Here is a 23062-nt window from a genome sequence, read left to right as displayed (position 1 = left end):
AATAAATTAAGAGACGGCAGGTGCAAAGATGACATTTCAGCCACCTGCCGTTTCTCATGAACCAAAAACTTTATATGAAAATAACAGAGCTAATTATAAAATGCCGCATGAATTTCCCGGATGGCCCGGTCCATAATCGCGTCCACATCAGCCCCGACGATATCCAGGTTTTCCGCTTTAAAACACGTAACATCCGAAATGCCATAAAAAGTATGCGACAAAGCTTTTATATAATCATATCCCAAATTTTTCCCGCCAATCGGTCCTCCGGCCGTAGTGACATAGATCAGCCGGCCGGCTTTGCACAACCCTATGGGAACTCCCTGGGGACTGTATTTAAAACTAAGCCCGCAAACCGTAACCGATTCCAGATAAGTCCGCACAACAGCCGGAAACAACAAATCCCAGTAGGGAGCAGCGATTACGATCTCATCCGCTTCCACGAACTGCCTTGCATAGCGGAACATAGGTGCAGAGAAATCTTTCGAAGCCGCGTACCGGTCCCTCTCCTGCAGACGGTTCCAATCCAGCGGCGCCAGCGGTTCCTGTTCCAGCCGAACCTCCTCGATCTCCCCATCCATCTGTCCCAGTACATGTTTTGCCAAGACAAGCGTACGTGAATCCGGACGCACGCAAGCATTTACAAATAATATTTTACCCATCTGAAAACCCCTCATTTCCTAATTTTCCGGCAGGAACACCCTGCGCATAAGATTAACTGCCAGTATAGCACACCTCTTACTTAAAATCTACCTTCGCAAATGCGGCCCGGCCGCTGTCCAAATTCATAATCCGGCATGCCTCCACATATATTAGATAATAAACCATATGGGATGACTATGAGGAAATCAAGAAACGCAAGCCGCATCACAAAACAAAAAGAAGAGACTCCAGGTGTAAAGGAAAATGTGGTGGATTCTCTGAAGCTTCCCAAGGACCTGATGTTCGGCGCGGTGATCCTGACCGTGACCGGCCAATGTGAAGCTTATGTGGAAAATTACCGTGGAATTATAGAATATACGAAGGAGAGAATCCGTCTCCAGACAAAAACCTGTCAGCTTGAGATGAAAGGGACGAATCTGCATATTGATTACTATACCAACGATGAAATGAAAATTACAGGACGCATAATAGAGATTCATTATACTTAAAATAAGTCGAGGTGCATCTGGTTGCTCATTCAAATCATTCAGTATATAAAAGGGTATATTAAAATCCGGCTGGTGGGATATTCCCCGGAGCGGTTCATCAATTTATGCAGTTACCATGATATTCTCTTATGGAATATTGAGAATGCCGGTGATGATTACGAAATGTATATCACGATTAAGGGATTCCGCAAACTGAAGCCAATATTGAAGAAAACCAAGACAAAGGTAGTAATATTGGACAAATGTGGACTTCCTTTTTTTTTACATAAATACCGGAAACGTAAAATGTTCTTTATCGGTATCGTGTTGTGCGCGGCCATGCTCTACGTGATGTCTTTATTTATCTGGGACATTCATATCGAAGGAAATTATACCCAGACCTCGGATGTGATCCTGGATTATCTGTCGGCCCAGAAGGTGTATCACGGAATCTCCAAAAAAAAGGTGGACTGCCAGGAGGTGGAATCCATGATCCGCGCCCAGTTCAACGACATTATCTGGGCTTCGGCGGAGATCCGGGGAACCAGGCTCTTAATCCATGTCCGGGAAAATACGGATACGGACGTGGTGGATACGGTTCAGGAACAGGGGGATGATACCGTTACGGATCTGATCGCCGATAAAGACGGACTTATCACAAAGATGATCACCCGGGCGGGAACCCCTCAGGTAAAAGTGGGCGATGTGGTCAAAGAAGGGGACCTGCTGGTGCTGGGCAGGGTGGATGTGCTGGGGGACGACGCGACGGTCGTCAATTATCAGTTCCGGTCCGCGGATGCGGATATCTATGCGAAAACCGTCTATGAATACAGCGATGAATTCCCACTGGCCTATACGGATAAAAATTACAGCGGCGAACATAAATTCCAGGTTGGACTTCAGATTTTGCAAAAACAGATCCGTCTGTTCCAGCCCAAAATACCCTATCCATCCTATGATATCGTCACCGATGAATACCCGCTCAAAATCGGGGAAAACTTTTATTTGCCCCTAACTTTACAGATTTCCACGGTAAAGGACTACACGCCCGTGGAAAAAACGTATACACAGGAGGAAGCAGATGCCATCGCACAACAGCATTTGTCGGAATTTTTAGAAAAATTAAGAAAAAAAGGGGTTCAAATTGTTGAAAATAATGTTAAAATAGGAATTGATGGGGATTTCTGCAAAGCCGCGGGAAAGCTTTTGATTGAAGAAAAAATCGGCGCCCGCACGCCGACAGAGATGCTGACCATCCCCGAACCAGAAGAGAGGACCGAAGAAGAATGAGTATAACAGAAAAAATTCTCGATGTTCCGTCCGAACATGCCCAAAATGTGTTCGGACAGTTTGACGCTTATATAAAGAAAATTGAAAGAGCCTTCCAGGTAACGGTGATCGCCAGGGACGGCGGCCTGAAAATTATAGGGCCGGAAGGGGCGGCTGCCAAGGCCAGAAAAGTTTTTGAACAGCTGGTAGAGCTGTCAAAACGGGGAAATATTATCGGAGAGCAGAATGTGGATTATATCATAGCCCTGTCCTTTGAGGAAAAGGAAGAGGCGATGATCGAGATCGACAAGGACTGTATCTGCCACACGATCAACGGCAAGCCTATCAAGCCGAAGACACTGGGCCAGAAACAGTATGTAGACCAGATACGGGAGAAGATGATCGTATTCGGCATTGGCCCCGCCGGAACCGGTAAGACCTATCTGGCTATGGCTATGGCGATCAAGGCGTTTAAGGATGAAGAGGTGGGACGGATCATCCTGACCAGGCCCGCCATCGAGGCCGGAGAAAAATTAGGTTTCCTGCCCGGAGACCTGCAGAGCAAGGTAGATCCTTATCTGCGGCCCCTTTACGATGCGCTGTATCAGATCATGGGCCCGGAAAGCTTTATGAAAAATATGGAAAAGGGACTGATCGAAGTGGCCCCGCTTGCTTACATGCGCGGGCGTACTTTGGACAACGCGTACATTATCCTGGATGAGGCGCAGAATACGACGCCCGCGCAGATGAAGATGTTCCTCACCCGGATCGGTTTTGGTTCCAAGGTAATCATTACCGGCGATATGACCCAGAAGGATCTGCCCTCCGGTACGAAATCAGGCCTGGATATCGCGGTGCGGGTATTGAAAAAAGTAGAGGATATCGGATTTTCCTATCTGACCAGCAAAGATGTGGTCCGCCACCCTCTGGTGCAGAAAATCGTACAGGCTTACGAGGAGTACGAGCAGAATACGATGAAAAAGACCGACCGCTACCGAAGCGGCGGAAATTATAAAAAGTGAGGTTTCCGCATGAGCTTACAGATAATCAGAGAATGTGAGACGGAATTGGATCTGGATATGGAGGCAGTAGCCGCGCAGGTGGTAGAACAGGCCCTGGACTATGCGGGCTGTCCCTACGAGGTGGAGTTAAACCTGACCCTGACGGATAACGAGACGATCCGTGAAATAAACCGGGAATACCGTCAGATCGACAAGCCGACGGACGTATTGTCGTTTCCCCTGATAGACTATAACACGCCGGCGGATTTCTCAGGCCTTGAGGAGGATGAGCTGGATTATTTTAACCCGGAAACCGGGGAACTGATGCTGGGGGATATCATAATTTCCCTGGAAAAGGTCAGGGAACAGGCGCGGCTCTACGGGCATTCCGAGAAGAGGGAGTATGCGTTTTTAATCGCTCACAGTATGCTGCATTTATTCGGTTATGATCATATGACGGAGGAAGAAGCGAAGCGAATGGAAGCAAAACAGGAAGAAATCCTGCATTGCTTACAGATAGAAAAGGAAGAGAGGAAAGAGTGATGAAAAAAATATTAGCATTTGCCTTTGTGCTTACCATGGCGGTCGGCCTGATTGCCTGCGGTAAGAAGGAGGAGGCGCCTGTGGAAACCCCGGCGCCGGTGGAGACTCCGAAGCCCGAAGCTCCGGCAGAGACCCCGGTTCCGGAAGAAGAGCCTGCCGAAGAGGAAGAGAGCGCAGGCAATATGTGGGTTCGCCAGACCAACGGCGATCAGGTACAGAGTTATTTAACCGGTGAATGGGTGGACAAGTCTGTTGGAGATACCAGGCCTATTGCCTATGTATTCAACAACGCGCAGGCTGCCTGTCCCCAGACCGGCATTTCCAGATCCGGCGTGATTTATGAAGCGCCGGTGGAGGGATATATGACCCGTTTGATGGGTGTGATGGAAGAGTGGCAGGATTTAAAGAAAATCGGTTCCGTTAGAAGCTGCCGTGATTATTTTGTGCAGTTCGCGTTGGAATTCGACGCCATCTATTGCCACTACGGCCAGGCGGTATACGCACTGGATCTGCTGTCCAAGGATTACGTAAATAATGTCAGCGGACTGGCCAGCAGCGGCGCAGGATATCCCGGGGATATCGTATACTACCGTACCTCCGACAGAAAGGCGCCTCATAACTGCTACGCAAGCGGCGAGGGCATTATGAAGGGGATCGATAAGCTTGGATACAGCATGGATTATGATAAGGAATACACCGGAAGACTGGGCTTTGTCTCGGAGGGCGAAACAGCGGACATGTCCGGCGGTCAGTCCGGTAAGGTGATCAAACCCGGATATCCGGTGAATAAACCGACCTTTGAGTACAACGAAAGCGATGGATTATATTACAGAAGCCAGTACGGCGGGAAACAGATCGATGATATGACCGGCAAACAGCTGGCTGTCAAGAATGTGATCTTACAGTACTGCTATGCGGATACCAGGGACGCAAAAGGCTACTGGTGGGTAGATTCCCATACCGGCGGCCCTATGAGATATTTCAGCGATGGAAAGGTCATCGAGGGAACCTGGGAGAGAGGCGAAGACGATACGGATTCCGGACATTATTATGATCAGAACGGCAACGAGCTTCTCCTGAACCAGGGCAAGACCTGGATCTGCATCATTTCCGCGACGGACGCGGGTGAGGTTCACTGGGAATAGACGGAAGAATAATCGGAACAGAGGTGTCCTATGGGAACAGGACGAAAACGCAGGCAATCTAATTATCTGGTACAGGGCAGTATCCTGGCGGCCGCATCTATTATCGTGCGGCTGATAGGCGCTGTCTATCGGATCCCGCTGACCAGAATCCTGGGAGACAGGGGAAACAGTTATTATTCCTGTGCATTTGAGTTGTATTCGATGATGCTGCTGATCTCCTCCTACAGCCTGCCGCTGGCGGTGTCCAAACTGGTAGCCGCCCGGATCGGAGCGGGACAGAGGAAAAATGCGCAGCGGATCTATAAGGGCGCTATGGTTTTTGCCGGTATGATTGGAACGGTGATCGCGGTAATTACATATCTGGGGGCGGACTTTTTCACAGGCAAGATCCTGTCTACGCCGGAGAGCGCCATGGCTTTGAAGGTGATCGCGCCGGCGATTGTGCTGGTGGCGTTTATCGGAGTATACCGCGGATATTTCCAGGGGATGGGTACCATGATGCCCACCGCGGTCTCCCAGATCATTGAACAGGTCGTTAAGACGGCTGTAGGTTTGCTTGCCGCGTACTACATGGTGCGGTATGGAATGAAGATCAGCGCCATCTTAGGAAGTGAAGTCTGGGGAGCCGCTTACGGCGCGGCGGGCGCCACCTTTGGCGTGGTGGCGGCATCCCTGGTTACGATGCTGTTCCTGATGTGGATCTGGAGCCTTTACCGGCGGGTCAACCGGCGGGCCATGGCCAAGGACCACACCAGAAAGCAGGAGTCTTATAAAGAAGTTTACCGGATCCTGTTCCTTACGATTGTACCTGTGGTGCTTAGCACGGCAGTCTATAATATCAGCGGGATACTGGATCAGGGAGTTTTTAAAAATCTCATGTATGCCAATGGCTTCGAGGCGGCGATGGTGGATACCCAGTGGGGAATTTTTTCCGGCAAGTTCAAGGTGCTGACGAACATCCCCATCGCTATCGCATCGGCTATGGCGGCGTCCACGGTTCCGGTGCTCACAAGAGCTATGGCGGAAGGGGCGACGGGGATGGTGAAGAAGCGGACGGATCTGTCTATCCGTTTTACCATGATCCTGACGATTCCCTGTGCTGCGGGGTTCTTTGCGCTGGCCGCGCCGGTTCAGCAGCTTTTGTTCCACGATTCCAGCGAGCTGCCCGCGCAGCTATTGCGGCTGGGAGCGGTATCCGTGGTGTTTTACTCCCTGTCTACCCTGACCAATGGCATCCTACAGGGAATTAACCGGATGCGTATTCCGGTGCGCAATGCGGCGATTTCGCTGGTGACCCACCTGGCTTTCCTGGTTCTGCTGCTCCAGGTATTCCATATGGATATCAAAGCGGTGATCTGGGCGAACATTTTCTTCTCCCTGATGATGTGTATCTTGAACGGGCTGGCGATCCGCAAGCACATGGGATACCGGCAGGAGATACGACGGACGTTTGTGATACCGGCGCTGTCCTCCGCGGTGATGGGAATCGCCGTGTTCCTGATCTATACGGGGCTGATGAAGCTTATAAAATCCAACACGGTCAGCGTATTGATCGCTATCGTTCTGGGCGCGTTGATCTATATGTGCGTGCTGCTGTTGTTAAAGGGTGTGAACGAGCAGGAACTTCAGAATTTTCCCAAAGGGAACCTGATCGCCCGTATCGCAAAAAAAATGCATATTCTCTAAGGTATATTTTCATAAATTCAGGCCGATACTATGGAAAAAGGAGGAAATCCTATGAAAAAATATGGTATCGGCCTTTGCATTGCGGCGGTCTTGCTGGCAGGAATCGTATACGGCAGCTACCGCTATTCTTTATATAAATTGGACAATATCGATCTGTCCGGGATCGGTGATACGGATCCGTCCGGCAATGAATTCCTGACTGTGGATACCATGGACCAGGACCGGATTACCAATACCACCAAATACGTCCTGGAACATTACAACGCAACCGATTATTCCCTGAAGGAAGAGAAAAAGAACATACCGGCGGAATTCGTAGGCAAAACCAGAGAGGAACTGATTGAATACCTCAAAACCTATGAAGAGGCGCCGGACATCGAGGACCTGGAGGAAGGGCTTACTTCCTTTGAGCTGATCTCATTTTCAAAGGACCGGATCGTGCTGCGCAAGACTTACCAGCCGCCGGCTAAGGATTACAAATATTATCTGATCGAGGAAAATGGGTACATTACGGTCTATTACATGGATAAAAAGACGGTCTATGAATACACGGATATCAAAGTGGAAATTCTTCCGGAAGAGATCCAGAAGCAAATAAGATCGGGAAATTACATTACGGACATACAGCAATTGTACAATTTCCTGGAGAACTACTCAAGTTAGACCTGAAGGGAGGGGACTGGCTCCTTTCGGCAATAACGTAAGACAAAAAAGAAACCAGGGGAGAAAGGTGCCTGTCCCCGGATGCTGGCTTGCTCAAGCCAACCTCCGGAGACAGACACCTTTTTTCCTAATGCGCTGCGCCATGATCCTTACAGCCGTGCTCCCCGCAGGTATGGCCTGCCCCGTGGGCATGATCATGATGCTCACATACGGTGTCGGGCTGATAATTCAGATTCCCGGCCAGAAGAGCTTTCACCTGTTCATCCGCGCTGCCTTTCGTACCGGGATAAAGGGTGATGCCTGCTTCCGCAAGAGCGGTTCTTGCACCCCCGCCGATACCGCCGCAGATCAGAACCTCGATTCCGTGGTCCTTCAGAAAGCCCGCCAAAGCCCCGTGGCCGCTGCCATTCGTGTCCACCACTTGAGAGGAGAGAATGGAATTGGAATCCGTCTCATAGATTTTGAACTGTTCGCTGTGTCCAAAATGTTGAAATACCTCGCCATTATCATAAGTTACTGCAATTTTCATGTTTACAACCTCCATTTTTTGTTCTGTTAATTTTTGTCTGCCCGGCTGTTGGTTCTCCCTGGCAGCGGCGGCCATGGCAGGAATGTTCCCCGCAGTTTTTGCCGCAGCAGTCGCCGGAATGAGAACAGAGCATATAGTTGCCGCCCTCGATCTGAAGAACACTCCCGGTGACCAGCGTTTCAGCCAGCTTCCGGCGCGCTCTGTTATAAACAGCCTGGATTGTAGTGCGGGCCACACCCATTTGAACCGCGCAGTCTTCCTGGTCATAGCCCAGATAATCAATGAGACGGATCGTTTCGAATTCATCCAGAGTCATGAAAATCTTAGGGGTATCATCCGAAGGCTCCGGCGGCCCGAACCGGCTTGTCCGAGGAAGCGTACAGATCCTCCTGCATTTTGATGGACGCGGCATAAAAGCTCCTCCTGTTCTCTTGGGTTTGTATCAGTAGTATACATCTGTTAATGACATATGTCAATAACTTTCCCGCATGGATTTTCCGCATCCATAAAAGAGTATACAAAAAGTGGGAAAAAATGATATAATAACTTTATTCATGGGCTGTTGTCAGGAATCACAAAAAACGGAAGAAGGGCGGGCATGAAGATGGAGACCAAGAAAGAATTCCGGAATATGATACAGATGGGCAGAACATTGCCGCTTGGTACAAGTTACGTGGATGGCTGTATGAACTTTGCGGTGGCGGCAGAGGGCGGGCAGCCGTGCGCCCTGATCCTGTATCATAAGGATGAGGCACATACGGAGATGGAGATCCCTTTTCCGGAGGAGAGCAGGGCTGGTAATGTATATGCTCTTGGTATCCGGGACTTTCCGGCGGATGAGTACGAGTATAATTTCAAAATCGGTCATCAGATTGTTCTGGACCCTTATGCGAAAAGGATACTGGGCAGAGAACATTTCGGCGAGCCTGTGAAACAGAAGGAAGGCGGTTTTGTCCGCTGCGGTTTCGCCGTCTCGGATTATGACTGGGACGGGGATCGGCCATTGGAGATTCCCTATGAAAATACCGTCATGTACGGCCTGCATGTCCGCAATTTTACGATGCATCCTTCTTCCAGGGTGAAACATAAAGGGACTTTCCGGGGGATTACGGAGAAAATCCCGTATCTCAAAGAGTTGGGGGTCAATCATATAGAACTAATGCCGTCCTATGAGTTTGATGAAATCCTGAGCCGCAGATCCGCAGGTTATTATGGGAAAGACGCGGAAAAGGCGGAGGAATCTTTCCGCTTGAATACTTGGGGTTACGGTCCGGGCAGTTATTTCGCCCCGAAAACCTCCTATGCCGCATCCTCTGACCCGGTGACGGAATTCCGGGATATGGTGCGTATGCTTCATCAGCATGGAATCGAGATCTCCATGGAGTTTTATTTTCCAAAGGGTACCGGGGTGGAACTGATGCTGCGCTGCCTGAGACATTGGGTACTTTCCTATCATCTGGACGGAATCCATTTAAACGGGGAGGACGTTCCGGCCGGACTGCTGGCTGCCGATCCGATCCTGTCACGGACGAAGCTTATGTATCAAGGTTTCCCCGTAGAAGAGGTATATCCGGAGGGCGCGCTGCCGGAGTTTAAGAATCTGGCGGAGTATAACAGCGGTTTTTTGGTGGATGCCCGACGGTTCTTAAAGGGTGATGAGGATATGCTGGACGCGTTCACCTGGCGGGTTCGGAGAAATCCATCCGGACAGGGCGTGATCAATTTTATAACAAATCATGATGGCTTTACCCTTCGGGATCTGGTATCCTATGACGGAAAGCATAACGAAGAAAACGGAGAGGATAACCGGGACGGGACGAATTATAATTACAGCTGGAACTGCGGGGTTGAAGGACCCAGCCGTAAAAAAGCGGTGAGAGAGCTTCGGATGAGGCAGATGAAGAACGCCTTCAGTTTTGTGCTGTTAAGCCAGGGAACGCCTTATATTTTCAGTGGAGATGAGCTGATGCAGACGAAGAAGGGGAATAATAACTCCTACTGCCAGGACAATGATACGGCCTGGATCAACTGGAACTTAACGAAAGATGCCAGGGAGATCTTCGATTATGTGAAGAAACTGATCGCTCTGCGCCAGGAACATCCGGTTCTGCACAGGACAGAGGAGCTGCGGATCATGGATTATATGGCCTGCGGCTATCCGGATCTGTCTTATCACGGTAAAAAAGCATGGTACGGTGAGTTCGAGCCATTCAGCAGACAAATCGGGCTTATGTATTGCGGGAAATATGCAAAAACCGGGGACCGGCAGGAGGATGATTTCTTCTACGTGGCTTATAATATGCATTGGATCGAGCATGAGTTCGCTCTTCCGAAGCTGCCGGACGGGAAGATCTGGAGAATCGCCGCGGATACTTCCAACGCTGTGGATGGAGGTTTCTATGAATCGGGCCTTGAGCCGGCGGTTGAGACACAAAAAATGATTACGGTAAAAGAAAGGACCGTTATGGTCCTGATCGGCAAATAAAGAGCAACTGGGGAAACATAATGGAACAGATCAGAGAAAAAATAGGGATCAACGGTTTTACCTTAAAATGGATCGCCATTATAACGATGGTGATTGACCATACGGGAATGATATTTTTTCCATACAATAATATACCAAGAATTATAGGCCGGATAGCTTTTCCAATATTCTGTTTTCTTTTGGTGGAAGGATTTCTTCATACCCACGACCGTAAGAAATATGCGCTTCGACTGCTGCTGTTCGCCGTGATCTCAGAAGGACCTTTCGACCTGGCGATCTATCTGGCCATTGGCCAGACGAATGTTTTTGCGCAGCAGAATGTGTTCTTCACACTGCTTTTGGGATTGCTGCTGCTGATACTCATCGAGCATTCGCCGAAAGTGTGGTGGAGAATGCTGATGACTGTGCTGGCCTGCATGGCTGCCTACTTTTTTATGACAGATTACAATATGATGGGTGTGCTGCTGATCCTGGCCTTCTACGTATTCCGGACGTCCATAATCGGGCAGGCGGCCTCTCTGGCCTTCCTGGACTGGGGCATGTTCGGGGGGACACAGAATTTTGCAATTATATCCATTCTTCCCATCTGGCTGTATAACGGACAGCGTGGGCCTAAGATGAAATATTTCTTTTATGTATTTTATCCTGCACATTTATTGCTTTTGTGTTTCATACGCATATTTATATGATATAATGTCGTCAGACATTATATCTGCGCCGGAGCGCCTTCCTTGGCGCGGAGTGTGCATCCACCGGAGGAATCATGATTGCGTGCAATCATGGTATAATGTCGTCAGACATTATATCTGCGCCGGAGCGCTTTATTTCGCGCGGACGCGCGGTGACAGAAAGAATTGAGCGGAGTTAATGAACATGGGAAATGCATGGAAACATTTTTGTACAATTACACATCACAAATATTTGGTCATGAAAGGCTGTTTCCGGGTAGGACTTTACAGGCAGGGACTGCTCCATGACATGTCGAAATACAGTCCCACAGAGTTTCGGGTGGGCTGCAAATATTTTCAGGGAAATCGAAGCCCGAATAACGCGGAGCGGGAAGAGATCGGATACTCGTCCGCCTGGCTGCACCACAAGGGGCGCAACAAGCACCATTTTGAGTATTGGATCGATTACAGTCTTGGAAAAGGACGGCTGCTGGAGGGCTGTAAGATGCCCACCAGATATGTAGTGGAAATGCTGATGGACAGGATAGCCGCGTCGAAAATATACGAGAAAGAAAAATATACCGACGCCAGCCCTCTGCTGTATTATGAAAAGGGAAAAATCGGTTCTTTGATCCATCCGGAGACAAGGGTAATGCTGGAACGGTTTCTGCATATGCTGGCGGAGATGGGCGAGGATAAGACCTTTGCATATATAAAAAAGGAAATACTGAAGAAAAAATAAGATTACATACGGAATGCGCATAGGGCGTTCTGTCAATCATTATGAATGAAAAAACGGAGGTTTCAAGCGATGATGAACGACAAAAAAGTATTATTCAGCGGCATGCAGGCAACAGGGACGCTGACTCTTGGAAATTACCTGGGAGCCCTGAAAAACTGGGTGACCTTAAGTGATGAATATGAATGTTTCTACTGTGTAGTGGATCTGCACTCCATTACGATCCGGCAGGACCCGGCGGAGCTGCGCAAGAGGGCCAGGAATCTTCTGACACTGTATATCGCCGCAGGTCTGGACCCTGAGAAGAACTGCCTGTATTACCAGTCTCATGTATCCGGTCATGCGGAGCTTGCATGGATTCTGAACTGTTTTACCTATATGGGCGAACTGAACCGGATGACCCAGTTTAAGGATAAGGCCCAGAAGCATGCGGATAATATCAATGCGGGCCTGTTCACCTATCCGGTGCTGATGGCGGCGGATATCCTGCTGTTCCAGTCGGATGTGGTTCCGGTGGGGATCGACCAGATGCAGCATCTGGAGATCACAAGGGACATCGCCCAGCGGTTCAATAATATTTACGGGGACGTATTCACCATACCGGAACCCTATATCGGGAAGACCGGAGCCAAGATCATGAGCCTTCAGGATCCCACGAAGAAGATGAGCAAATCAGATGAGAATCCTAACAGCAGCATCTATCTTATGGATGATCCGGACGCTATCATCCGCAAATTCAAACGGGCGGTAACGGATTCCGGGAAAGAAATCATCTATACAGAGGAAAAACCGGGTATTAAGAACCTGCTGGATATCTACTGCACGATTACGCAGAAAACCGTGGATGAGGCGGTGAAGGAATTTGACGGAAAAGGATACGGCGAATTCAAACTGGCGGTAGGCGAAACGGTGGCGGATCACTTGAGGCCGGTACAGGAACGTTTTGCCCAGCTGAGCAAAGACAAAGCGTTTATCGACGGCATCATCAAAGAGAATGCTGAGAAAGCAAATTATTTTGCGACTAAGACGTTACGCAAGGTGCAAAGAAAGGTCGGCTTCCCGGACCGGATCCGGTAAAATAAAAAGCACAGGAGGTACTTTAAATGACGATTGATGAAGTGATCAGGATACTGGAAATGCAGGAGGAAATATTGCAGTTCAGCCATTTTACCAATGCGGATGCATGGGAGCTGGGAAATGTAATCGTGTCGGAAGCGGCCAGAAGAGGACTGGCCATAGCGTGCAGTATCCGTCTGAACAATGGGTATACGGTATTTCAGTATGGGTTTGACGGAACCAACCTGCACAACGACAACTGGATGGGAAGAAAACACAACACGGTTAAAGTGCTGGAAAAGAGCAGCCTGCACGTATATATGGAATTACAGAAAACACAGGAGACGATCGAGGAATGGTTCCTGGATCCGAAGGATTATGCGGTCTGCGGCGGCGGCTTCCCGATCCGGGTGGAAGAGGTCGGCGTGATAGGTTCCGTGCTTGTATCCGGGCTGGATCATGTGTCGGATCACGATCTTGTGGTAAAATGCATCAGTAAATATCTGCATGTGGACGAAGTGCCCAGAATCCGTGCGCTGATATAGCACGCGGCACAGCTTATCCGGCTGGCAGCCTGAGCTTTTAAAAGCAGTTTCAGGGATTTGACAAAGAACCGGTGGGAACCGGCGCGGGGATGGAACCAAGCCTTGCGCCGGTTCCCTTTTGTATGGTTATCGTTTCGCTCCGGTGGATAACACTTGACAAACGTTCGCTAACGTGGTAGGGTGAAGAAAATGTACGAAATGAGGTGGGAAGATGCCAGGGATGCGTGAAGTGGCCAGGGAAGCGGGCGTATCGCTGTCTACCGTGTCTGCCGTGCTCAGCGGCAGCGAAAAATATGTCAGTGAAGAAATCAGAAATAAAGTGCTGTTGGCAGCGAACAAGATAGGATACCGCTGTCCTGCAAAAAAGAAAAAAGCGGAGAAGGTAATCGCGGTTGTTCTGCCGAATATAACGAGCACTTTCTTTTCAAGCCTGTTAAGCGGGATCGAGGATACGGCCACGGATGAGGGCTATACACTGGTTTTTGGCAATTCCGGGTACCATTTTTCCAAGGAGAGACGATTCATCTCTATGATTCAAAAACAATCCCTGCAGGGAGTTATGATCGATACGGTGTGTCCGATTACGGAAGAAAACGCCTATTTTGAAGAACTCAGAAGAACGTTTGGCAGCAAAGATATCCCGGTGATTCTGCTGGAACGCAAGATTCAGGAGCCTAATTTCGGCAGCGTCTATGTGGATCATATGAATAACGCGTACCAGGCCACCAAACATCTGGTTCAAAAGGGGTATCGCAGCATCGCGCATGTGGCGGGAAAGGCGAATAACCCGCTTACGGTTCTGCGTCTGAACGGATACCGGAAGGCGCTGGAGGAGGGAGGGATCCCCTACGACAAAGAGCTGGTCGCCTCAGGGGATTTTTCACCGAACAGCGGATATATTGCCATGAAGAAAATATTGGGAATCCGGTCGGATTGCATGGCGGTATTCGCGGCCAACGACCAGATGGCTATCGGGGCGATGAAAGCGATTCTGTCCGAGGGGAAGCGGGTTCCGGAAGATATCGCGGTGGTTGGCATCGACAACCTCAGTGTATCGTCGATGATATCCCCTTCCCTGACCACGATTAATGTTCCGACCTATCAGATGGGCAGAACGGCGGTGAAGCTGCTGATGGACCGCTCAAAAGAGAAGAGACGCAGCGTCAAACTGCCCTGCAATCTGATCGTGCGCAGATCTACGGATCTGTATGCGGGCAGCGAGTGGGATATGTTTGGATGGTAAGAGGGAAACAACGGCAGATTTGAGGCTTCGAATGTTAACTATGCAACTGTGAATCCTAAATATGAGAAACATACAGGGGTCTGTCAGAAAACATTTAATTTGTTTTCTGATAGACCCCTGATTATGATGTGAAAATTGCATAAAAACAGACAGCTAAAGTGAATAAAATATAGAAAACGACGGAGCGTGTTGACAAACGTTCGTTAAAAGAATATGATTTTACTAGAAGGGATGATAAAAAATACCTTAAAATCCTAGTAAAACAATAAATTCAATCGAAAGAAAGCAGAAAAATGAGCGAACAACTATGAGAAACTCAGAATTCCAGAAAACATTTTCTGCGGAAAAACAGGTACGGTCAAAAAATTGGAAGGAGTGAAAGTATGAATCAGAAAGAACTGATCGAAAAAGCATTGGGAAAAGGAAAAGGGGTTCTGCGGCTGGCGCCTACCTGGGTGCCGAGGGTATATTGCAGACCGGGAAGAAGAATTAAACTGCATCCCTCGGATTATTTTGTACTGGGCATGCGGGGCGGCATCGACGAGCGGTGGTTTTCCTCCACGACCTGGGCGGAGAACGGCCCCGGGACGCCGGAAGACGAAGGATTGAGCTATATCGTTGTGGATGAGGAAGGAAAAGAGCGGATTCTCTTAAGAGATGCGGTGGATCTGATGGGACCGGAGCTGATCGGTGAGACTTTGTGGAATAAATATCACCGGTGGGCCATGTTTTCCAAGTTCTTTGACAACCAGGGACCGCTTCCCCACCACATCCACCACAGACAGGAGCATGCGGCGCGCGTGGGTGCGGACGGCAAGCCGGAGATGTACTTTTTCCCGGCGCAGTTGAATAATCACGGCGGAGAATTCCCCTTTACGTTTTTCGGTTTCCATCCGGAGACGACAAAGGAACAGGTTCTCAGCTGCCTGATGAATTATACAAAGGGAGACAACAACATTCTGGGACTCTCAAGAGCGTTTAAACTGGAAGTGGATACCGGATATAACGTAGCGCCCGGGATCATGCACGCACCCGGTTCCTTCTGTACCTATGAGCCGCAGTTCGCATCCGATGTGTACGCCATGTACCAGTCGGTGCTGATGAACGGGGAACTGGTGCAGCAGGACCTGCTCTGGAAGAACTGCCCGGAAGAAGAGATCGGTAATTATGAGTACCTGCTGGATGTTATCGACTGGGACAAAAACGTGGACCCGGATTTCCATGAACACAACTTTATGAGTCCGAAGCCGGTTCGGCCGATGGAAGAGATGGCGGCGGACGGTTTCCTGGAAGAATGGATCTGTTACAAATGTGAAAATGTAAGCGCGAAACGTCTGACGGTCCTGCCCGGACAGTCGGTTGTGGTAAAAGATCCGGCGCCTTACGGGCTGATCTGCCTGCAGGGGCATGGAACCTTCGGCGCATGGGAAATCGAATCACCGGCCCTGATCCATTACGGCGAGTTAACCCATGACGAATACTTTGTGACAGAAAGAGCGGCAAAAGAAGGAATCCGGATCGTGAATCCATCTTCCACAGACCCCATTGTGATCCTGAAGCATTTCTCGGATAACCCGGACTTGACCGTTGAATAAATTGGGAAAATGAATACTTCGAAAGCCCTGTCCATAAGAGGGCTTTCGGAGGTGGGAGGAAATTATTATGGGAGAAACGGTATTGGAGTTAAAAAATATTGTCAAAACATTCCCGGGTGTCCTGGCGTTAAACGATGTGAGCTTTGACCTGGAAAAAGGTGAGGTACATGCCATCTGCGGCGAAAACGGCGCCGGAAAGTCTACGCTGATGAAAGTGCTGTCCGGGGTTTATCAGCCCGATTCCGGGGAGATCCACGTAAACGGACAGAACAGAAAATTCGCCAATCCCATGGAATCCTATAAAAGCGGGGTGTCCATAATTTTTCAGGAAACCAGCCTCTTCGAAGAAATGACCGTGTTGGAGAATATGTTCCTGGGACACGAGACCAGCAAAAAAACACTGGGATTTCTGCCGGTTCTGAATTACAGGGAAATGCGGGAGAAGGCCCGGGAGATATTCAAGCGGCTGAACACAAAGATTGATCTGGACACAAAAATCAAAACGCTGGGGATGGCCCAAAAGCAGATGGTGGAAATCGCGAAAAGCCTGACGTTTGACGCCAACATCCTGATCTTCGATGAACCTACGGCCTCGCTGACCCAGCGGGAAGTGGACGCATTATTCAGCATAATTTTAAGCCTCAAAAAAGAGGGGATGGGGATCGTCTACATCAGCCACCGGCTGGAAGAGATCTTTGAGATCTGCGACCGGGTGACGGTTTTAAGGGACGGTCAGTATATTTCCACGAAAAACGTGGGAGGGACCAATAAGGATGAGCTGGTTGCCGACATGGTCGGGCGTACCATGCATAACTATTATCCCAAGACAGAGACCGAGCTGGGGGATGTGATCTTTAGGGTAGAGAATTTCTATGATGAGGGATTTTTGGAGAATATTAACTTCGAAGTGCGCAAAGGGGAGATCTTGGGATTCGCGGGACTGGCCGGAGCGGGCCGGACCGAACTGATGGAAGCGGTCTGCGGCCTGGCGCCCAAGGCTCAGGGAGAGGTGATCCTGGATGGGAAGAAGCTTTCTATCTCGGATTACACCGATGCCATGAAGGAAGGCTTGGTGTATGTCTCGGAGGACCGGGGAAAATACGGACTGATTGTGGACATGAGTATAGAAGAAAATATTTCGATGCCTCAGCTTAAGGATTTCTCCAAATTCGGAATCATCGACCGGAAAAAGGAGAGCGCGGTTGCGGCAGAATATATGAAGGAAATAACGATCAAAGCGCCGTCGCCGGACTTTACGGTGAATAACCTGTCGGGCGGCAATCAGCAGAAGGTATCCATCGCCAAAGCACTGGCGATACAGCCGAAGATTCTGGTTTTAGATGAACCGACCAGAGGCGTGGATGTCAATGCCAAGGCGGAAATACATAAAATTATCAGTGAGCTTACCGGAAAAGGGCTTACGATTCTGATGATCTCCAGCGAACTGCCGGAGCTGCTGGGTATGTGTGACCGGATCTATGTCATGAAGGAAGGCAGGATTGTCGGCTGCTTTTCAAGGCAAGACGCCACGCAGGACAAGATTCTGAAAACGGCGCTGGAAGGGGAGGGGGAAGAATAACATGGATAATAGCCAGAAGAAAAACTTAAAAAAGCTTATGACCACGGAATTTTATCTGCTGCTGTTTTTAATCCTCGTACTCTTATTCCTGGCCGTCTTTGCCAAAGGGTTCTATGACTTAAGCAACCTGATGAACCTGCTAAACCGCTTCAATTATGTATTGATCGCGGCGGTGGGAATGAATATGATCATTATCACTTCCAACATCGATGTCTCGGCGGGCGCGTTAGTCTCGGTGCTTTGTATCATCGCCGCGTCCCTGGGCAAGCAGGGGCTGCCGATCGGGGTCTTTTTACCGGTGACGATGGCGGCGGGAGCCGTGCTGAGTATGATCAACGGCCTGTTTATCACCAAACTGCATATCCCGGCCATTGTGGCGACCCTTGCCACCACACAGCTGTTTCAGGGAGTCCTGCCGCTGGCTGTGAACGGTTCGATCTACGATCTTCCGGCGACTTTCACGTGGCTCGCCTACGACGCGAAGCTCTTCGGTATCTTTCCGGCAAGCACTGTGCTGATGCTGGTTGTGATCGTCACGGGCCTGCTCTTTATGAAATATTCCAAGTTTTCCAAAAAGCTGTACGCCATCGGCAATAACAAAAACGGGGCGCGCCTTGCCGGGGTGAATGTGGACAGGACCATCGTGATCGCTTATACCATCGCCGGAGCGCTGTACGGGATTACCGCCGTCATTATCGGCACAGCCAGCCAGCGGGTGACGACCACCATGGCCAACGGAAAAGAGATGACCTTTATCGCCGCGGTTGTCCTGGGAGGCACCAGCACCGCCGGGGGAAGCGGCAAACTGATCGGTACGGTGATCGGAGCATTTATCCTCTCCCTGGTATCCCCGGCTATCAATTACCTGGGGATCAGCCCGGACTGGTCGGACGCGATTATGGGCGGAATCATTATCCTGTCCGTGGTGGCCAGCGCGGTGAATATTAAGAAAAAACGCCGGATATCGGCGGCGCCGGGAGGAAGATAAGATGAAAACGGTAAAAAAATTAAAATTTACTTTTAATATTGCGCTGTTGCTGATCCTGATCGTCATCTTTGCGGCTATCTCCATCCTGAACCCGGTATTCCTCTCCCCGGAATATCTGTTAAATGTAGTTCTGCGCAATGTGGTGGAGCTGGGACTGATCTCTCTTCCCATGACTCTGATTATCATAACAGGCGGCATCGACCTGTCTGTTGGCAATATTATGGTACTTTCCGCTATGGTTGGCGCCATGGCGGCAGGCAGGATGGGAAGCGTGGCCGGTGTAATCGTCACGTTCCTGGTGGGCCTGGCCTGCGGCCTGTTCAACGGGATCATCATTGCAAAAGTGAAAGTGCCGGCTATGGTTACCACTCTGGCATCTATGTTCCTGTTCCTGGGGCTTACCAGGGGGATGACAGGAGGGGACAGCGTATACGCGTTTCCCGCTGCGGAAGCGGTCGGAAGTAAGTTGTTCCTGGGGATTCCGGTTCAGATTTTTATTTATATGATCTGTGCGGTTTTGTTTTATATCTTGCTGGCAAAATCCACATTCGGAAGAAGGCTGTTCGGAATCGGTCTGAACAGCAATGCCACAAAGTATTGCGGAGTCGACATCGAGAAAATGCTGATCCGGATCTATGCGCTGTCCGGCCTGATGTGCGCTCTGGCTGCGCTGATCATGATCGGAAGGTTCTCAAGCCTCCGGTACGACGCGGGAACCAATATTAATCTGAAAGTAATTACTATCGTGGTGCTGGGCGGAACAAGTATTCTGGGAGGTACCGGCGATCTGAAGGGGACGATCCTGGCAACCCTGATCATCGGAGTGCTTAACAGCGGTTTGACCGTTTTGAATATTCCCATTGACACCCAGACGATTGTCCACGGGACGATCTTGATTATCAGTCTGATCGCCTACGAGATCGTAAACAGAAGGACCAGCAGCAAACGGCTGAAGGAAGTGAAAACCGAGCTTTTGAAAAAGACCGGCTGACCGTTATTTGTGAAAATACTATAGATCGTGTGATAGGTATTTACCTGTTGGTTTCAAACAGGAAAATATATAGGAGCATTTATGAAATACCTACGGGTATCCCCGTATGCCTTAGAAAAAAGGCATATGGAAGAAAGGAGAGAAGATATGAAAAAAAGAATCACAGCGTTATTTGCGGCAGGTATTTTAGTGGTTGGAACTCTGGCAGGATGCGGTAAGGCAAAAGATACGGATACATCCGCCCCGGCTCCGGCGCAGACTACAAAGGATGAGCAGTCTGCGGCTCCCGCGGACCAAAAGGACACCCAGGGGAAAAAGATCAAGATCGCGGTACTTCCGAAGATGAAGGGTGAGAACTACTGGGACGCGTGCCAGGTGGGTGCGGAAGACGCGGCAAAAGAACTGAAGGACGCGGGCTATGACGTGGAGCTTCTGTATGACGGCCCTCCTCAGGATCAGGCGACGAATCAAAAACAGGTAGACCTTCTGGAAGGCTGGATTGCCCAGGGAGTCGACGCGGTAGCGGTCGGCTGTGTGGACGCCAGTGCGATTTCCCCTACGCTTAAAAAGGCGCAGGAAAAAGGGATCAAGATCGTAACCTTTGACTCTGATTCAGAGCCGGACGCCAGAGATCTGTTTATCAACCAGGCCTCCTATGAAGGAGTGGCCAAGGCCCTGGTAGAGAACGCGGCTGCGGAATTAAAGGAAAAAGGATACGGACCCGAGAACCCGGTCAATATCGCAATCATGGGACAGACAAAGACAGATACCAACGTAGAGGCATGGAACAGCAACATCCAGGAACTAATCAAAACAGATGAATACAACTGGATGAAACTGCAGAATCCCGACTCCGATATCTATTATCCGGGCGCGGACGAGGTAGAGACCCAGACACAGGCGGGCACACTGATCTCCAGAATGGGAGAAGGCGCAGATAAGATCCAGTGCGCATTCGGAATCACTTCCATGACGGCTCCGGCCCTGGGGTCCCAGTATGAGGCATCCACCAACAAACCTCCGGTTGACAAGATCGTACTGACCGGTGTGGCGACCCCCAACGCGTTGAAATCCTATATACTCAACGAGCAGAATCCTCTGAAATTCGGCGTGCTGTGGAATACGATGGATCTGGCTATCTGGCGGTGCAGGCGGCGTACCAGCTGGCGACAGGAGATATCACCGCAGATTCCACGCAGATGACGACAACCAGATTAGGGGCATCCTCCATCAACGGCGGAGAAGTGCTGCTGGGAGATCCCCTGGTTATCACCAAAGACAATGTAGAGCAGTTTGATTACTAAAAAACAGACGGTAAGAGGCCCCGAAGCAGGTAGATAAGCCCTTCGGGGCCTCTTTACACAGACAAAAACGGAGGATTTTGCCATGCTGAAAAGAATACCGCCTATTCTGCCGGCGGAGCTGATGAAACATATGATGGAGATGGGCCACAGCGATGTGCTGATCCTGGCGGACGCCAACTTCCCGGCCGTTACCAATGCCAAGCGTTATATAAAGGCCGACGGTGTGGAGATACCGGAGCTGCTGGAAGCAATCCTGCCCTTCTTTCCGCTGGACAGCTATGTACCGGAACCGGTAAAACTGATGCAGCATCTCCCGGAAGAACCAACCCCACGGATCTGGCAGCAGTATCAGGAACTGATCGGGAAATATGACGAAGAGCAGGCCTTTCATGGATTCGGTTACATAGACCGCCTTCCATTCTATGAGGCGGCCCGCAGCGCTTATGTCATTGTGCAGACCAAAACCACCGCCCGCTATGCGAATATTATGCTGCAAAAGGGAGTCATTTAGACAGTCTTATATAGTTTGGATCTTCTGCGCCTATTATCATAAAAAGAATTGTCTGTTATCATGATAAGAATGGGTTTGACATGCCCGGGGCAAGCGTGCTAGGATTAAGAAAATGCAGGAGTGAGGAGTTGTAGCAGATGCCGGGAATGCGCGATGTAGCTAGGGTTGCACAAGTATCGTTATCGACCGTTTCGGCCGTGTTAAGTGACAGTGACAAATATGTAAGTGAGGAAATCCGGGAAAGAGTGACGAAGGCGGCGGCTGAGATTGGATATCAAATGCCGGAGAGAAAGAAAAAACAGGATAAAGTTATAGCCGTGGCTCTTCCTAATATAACGAGCGTCTTTTTTTCCAATTTGCTGAGCGGAATCGTGGACACGGTCACGGAAGAAGGGTATACGCTGATTTTCGGAAATTCAGGTTACGACTTCAAAAAGGAAAAACAATTTATACAAATGATACAGAACCAGTCCCTGTGCGGAGTTATTATAGACACCGTCTGTACGGCGGAGCAGGAGCGGCAATACTTAGACGAATTAAAGGAAGCCTTTGTCCCCAAAAAGATTCCGATCGTATTAATGGAGCGTAAAATTCAGGACGAGGAGATCGGCTGCGTCTATGTGGACCATATGGATAACCAGTACAAGGCGACCAGGCATCTGATTGAGACCGGACACAGAAGCATCGTCCACATCGCCGGAAAGATGGATAATCCGCTGGCGCTTCTAAGGCTTCAGGGCTACCGCAAAGCCCTGCAGGAGGCGGGAATCCCCTATGACAGCGAACTGGTCCAGGAGGGGAATTTCTCACCCAGCAGCGGCTACATGGCGATGAAGCGGATCATGGACCGGCGTTCCGACTATACCGCGGTGGCGGCAGCCAACGACCAGATGGCCATCGGCGCGATCAAAGCGATCCTCTCTGTGGGGAAAAAGGTGCCGGAGGACATTGCCGTCACCGGCATTGATAATCTGAGTATTGCGTCAATGGTGGCTCCTTCCTTAACCACGATCAATGTGCCTACTTATCAGATGGGCAGAACCTCTGTCAAGCTCCTGATGGGAGCCAGGGAGGGAAATGCCGGTAACAAGGTGGAACTCAAATGCAATCTGGTCATCCGCAGGTCCACAGATCAATTCGCAGGCAGCGAATGGGATATGTTCGGGTGGTAGGGGATGCGGAAGGTTCTTCCTCGGGATTGGGCAGGCCGTATGTCCGCCGCTTAGGGCTTGGAACCGCGGGCAGTATCCGGAGACGCTCCGGGCGGCCGGGTTCTTTTGTATCTCCCTGGGGGCGCGGAGGGCTAGCGCTGGAATACGCTAAGTGAAATCGAAAAGCCGGGTTCAGGAACCGAGCCTATTCACCAGGAACACGTGATGTGTTCCCGGTTCA

The 23062-nt window shown here is 49.9% G+C and carries 23 protein-coding genes; 20 read left to right on the top strand and 3 right to left on the bottom strand.

Going from position 1 to position 23062, the window contains the following annotated elements:
* Positions 1-89: 89 nt before the first annotated feature.
* Positions 90-662, bottom strand: coding sequence for an NAD(P)H-dependent oxidoreductase (locus tag KTH89_RS16915; RefSeq protein ID WP_238722486.1), 573 nt, complete (start codon positions 660-662; stop codon positions 90-92).
* A 177-nt stretch (positions 663-839) separates the two neighbouring features.
* Between KTH89_RS16915 and KTH89_RS16910 the strand changes: the two genes are divergently transcribed.
* The 7 genes from KTH89_RS16910 to KTH89_RS16880 are packed head-to-tail and all read left to right on the top strand — an operon-like array spanning position 840 to position 7437.
* The gene (locus tag KTH89_RS16910; RefSeq protein WP_158347083.1) at positions 840-1151 is read left to right on the top strand and encodes a YabP/YqfC family sporulation protein; all 312 of its coding nucleotides are present in this window, start codon (positions 840-842) and stop codon (positions 1149-1151) included.
* 21 nt (positions 1152-1172) lie between these two features.
* Positions 1173-2420 carry a sporulation protein YqfD gene (gene yqfD / locus KTH89_RS16905; protein WP_238722485.1) on the top strand — a complete coding sequence of 416 codons (1248 nt, stop codon included), beginning with the start codon at positions 1173-1175 and terminating at the stop codon, positions 2418-2420.
* Positions 2417-3421: a PhoH family protein gene (locus KTH89_RS16900; protein ID WP_238722484.1), complete on the top strand. Its 1005-nt coding sequence runs from the start codon at positions 2417-2419 to the stop codon at positions 3419-3421. The genes yqfD and KTH89_RS16900 overlap by 4 nt, the downstream gene beginning before the upstream one ends.
* Positions 3422-3430: 9 nt before the next feature.
* On the top strand, positions 3431-3943 hold the full coding sequence (gene ybeY, locus KTH89_RS16895; RefSeq protein ID WP_238722483.1) for an rRNA maturation RNase YbeY: 513 nt from the start codon (positions 3431-3433) through the stop codon (positions 3941-3943).
* Positions 3943-5088, top strand: coding sequence for a DUF3048 domain-containing protein (locus KTH89_RS16890; protein WP_238722482.1), 1146 nt, complete (start codon positions 3943-3945; stop codon positions 5086-5088). The genes ybeY and KTH89_RS16890 overlap by 1 nt, the downstream gene beginning before the upstream one ends.
* A gap of 30 nt (positions 5089-5118) precedes the next feature.
* Positions 5119-6774, top strand: a complete 1656-nt coding sequence (locus tag KTH89_RS16885; RefSeq protein WP_238722481.1) for a putative polysaccharide biosynthesis protein — start codon at positions 5119-5121, stop codon at positions 6772-6774.
* 51 nt (positions 6775-6825) lie between these two features.
* The gene (locus KTH89_RS16880; RefSeq protein WP_158347077.1) at positions 6826-7437 is read left to right on the top strand and encodes a hypothetical protein; all 612 of its coding nucleotides are present in this window, start codon (positions 6826-6828) and stop codon (positions 7435-7437) included.
* A gap of 127 nt (positions 7438-7564) precedes the next feature.
* Here KTH89_RS16880 and KTH89_RS16875 read toward each other — a convergent pair whose 3' ends face one another.
* Positions 7565-7966, bottom strand: a complete 402-nt coding sequence (locus tag KTH89_RS16875; RefSeq protein ID WP_238722480.1) for a NifB/NifX family molybdenum-iron cluster-binding protein — start codon at positions 7964-7966, stop codon at positions 7565-7567.
* Positions 7944-8378, bottom strand: a complete 435-nt coding sequence (locus tag KTH89_RS16870) for a DUF134 domain-containing protein (RefSeq protein ID WP_238722479.1) — start codon at positions 8376-8378, stop codon at positions 7944-7946. The genes KTH89_RS16875 and KTH89_RS16870 overlap by 23 nt, the downstream gene beginning before the upstream one ends.
* A 186-nt stretch (positions 8379-8564) precedes the next feature.
* Here KTH89_RS16870 and KTH89_RS16865 point away from each other — a divergent pair, with 186 nt between their 5' ends.
* The 13 genes from KTH89_RS16865 (at position 8565) to KTH89_RS16805 (ending at position 22842) form a co-directional block, all read left to right on the top strand.
* Positions 8565-10451, top strand: a complete 1887-nt coding sequence (locus KTH89_RS16865; RefSeq protein WP_238722478.1) for an alpha-amylase family glycosyl hydrolase — start codon at positions 8565-8567, stop codon at positions 10449-10451.
* Positions 10452-10471: 20 nt separating this feature from the next.
* Positions 10472-11140 carry a TraX family protein gene (locus tag KTH89_RS16860; protein ID WP_158347073.1) on the top strand — a complete coding sequence of 223 codons (669 nt, stop codon included), beginning with the start codon at positions 10472-10474 and terminating at the stop codon, positions 11138-11140.
* Positions 11141-11324: 184 nt separating this feature from the next.
* Positions 11325-11861 carry a DUF5662 family protein gene (locus KTH89_RS16855; RefSeq protein WP_158347072.1) on the top strand — a complete coding sequence of 179 codons (537 nt, stop codon included), beginning with the start codon at positions 11325-11327 and terminating at the stop codon, positions 11859-11861.
* A 69-nt stretch (positions 11862-11930) separates the two neighbouring features.
* Entirely contained in the window at positions 11931-12935 is a 1005-nt protein-coding gene (gene trpS / locus KTH89_RS16850; RefSeq protein WP_238722477.1) for a tryptophan--tRNA ligase, read from the top strand.
* Between the two features lie 26 nt (positions 12936-12961).
* Complete coding sequence (locus tag KTH89_RS16845; protein ID WP_158347070.1) at positions 12962-13459, top strand: heme-degrading domain-containing protein; 498 nt, start codon at positions 12962-12964, stop codon at positions 13457-13459.
* Positions 13460-13670: 211 nt separating this feature from the next.
* Positions 13671-14702, top strand: coding sequence for a LacI family DNA-binding transcriptional regulator (locus KTH89_RS16840; RefSeq protein WP_158347069.1), 1032 nt, complete (start codon positions 13671-13673; stop codon positions 14700-14702).
* Between the two features lie 383 nt (positions 14703-15085).
* A complete protein-coding gene (locus KTH89_RS16835) occupies positions 15086-16297 on the top strand; it encodes a hypothetical protein (protein WP_238722476.1) in 1212 nt (403 codons plus the stop codon).
* Positions 16298-16364: 67 nt separating this feature from the next.
* Positions 16365-17876: a sugar ABC transporter ATP-binding protein gene (locus KTH89_RS16830; protein ID WP_238722475.1), complete on the top strand. Its 1512-nt coding sequence runs from the start codon at positions 16365-16367 to the stop codon at positions 17874-17876.
* Between the two features lies 1 nt (position 17877).
* Entirely contained in the window at positions 17878-18864 is a 987-nt protein-coding gene (locus tag KTH89_RS16825; RefSeq protein WP_158347066.1) for an ABC transporter permease, read from the top strand.
* Position 18865: 1 nt separating this feature from the next.
* Positions 18866-19855, top strand: a complete 990-nt coding sequence (locus KTH89_RS16820; RefSeq protein WP_238722474.1) for an ABC transporter permease — start codon at positions 18866-18868, stop codon at positions 19853-19855.
* A 147-nt stretch (positions 19856-20002) separates the two neighbouring features.
* Entirely contained in the window at positions 20003-21058 is a 1056-nt protein-coding gene (locus tag KTH89_RS16815) for a substrate-binding domain-containing protein (protein ID WP_238722473.1), read from the top strand.
* A gap of 183 nt (positions 21059-21241) precedes the next feature.
* Positions 21242-21670, top strand: a complete 429-nt coding sequence (locus KTH89_RS16810; protein ID WP_158347063.1) for an RbsD/FucU family protein — start codon at positions 21242-21244, stop codon at positions 21668-21670.
* 146 nt (positions 21671-21816) lie between these two features.
* Positions 21817-22842 carry a LacI family DNA-binding transcriptional regulator gene (locus tag KTH89_RS16805; protein WP_238722472.1) on the top strand — a complete coding sequence of 342 codons (1026 nt, stop codon included), beginning with the start codon at positions 21817-21819 and terminating at the stop codon, positions 22840-22842.
* Positions 22843-23062 lie beyond the last annotated feature (220 nt).

The sequence above is a fragment of the Diplocloster agilis genome (assembly GCF_019042275.1).
In the GTDB taxonomy this organism is placed as follows: Bacteria; Bacillota; Clostridia; order Lachnospirales; family Lachnospiraceae; genus Diplocloster; species Diplocloster agilis.
Note: the sequence above shows the minus strand (reverse complement) of the source record. Positions and strands in the feature narration are given on the sequence as shown.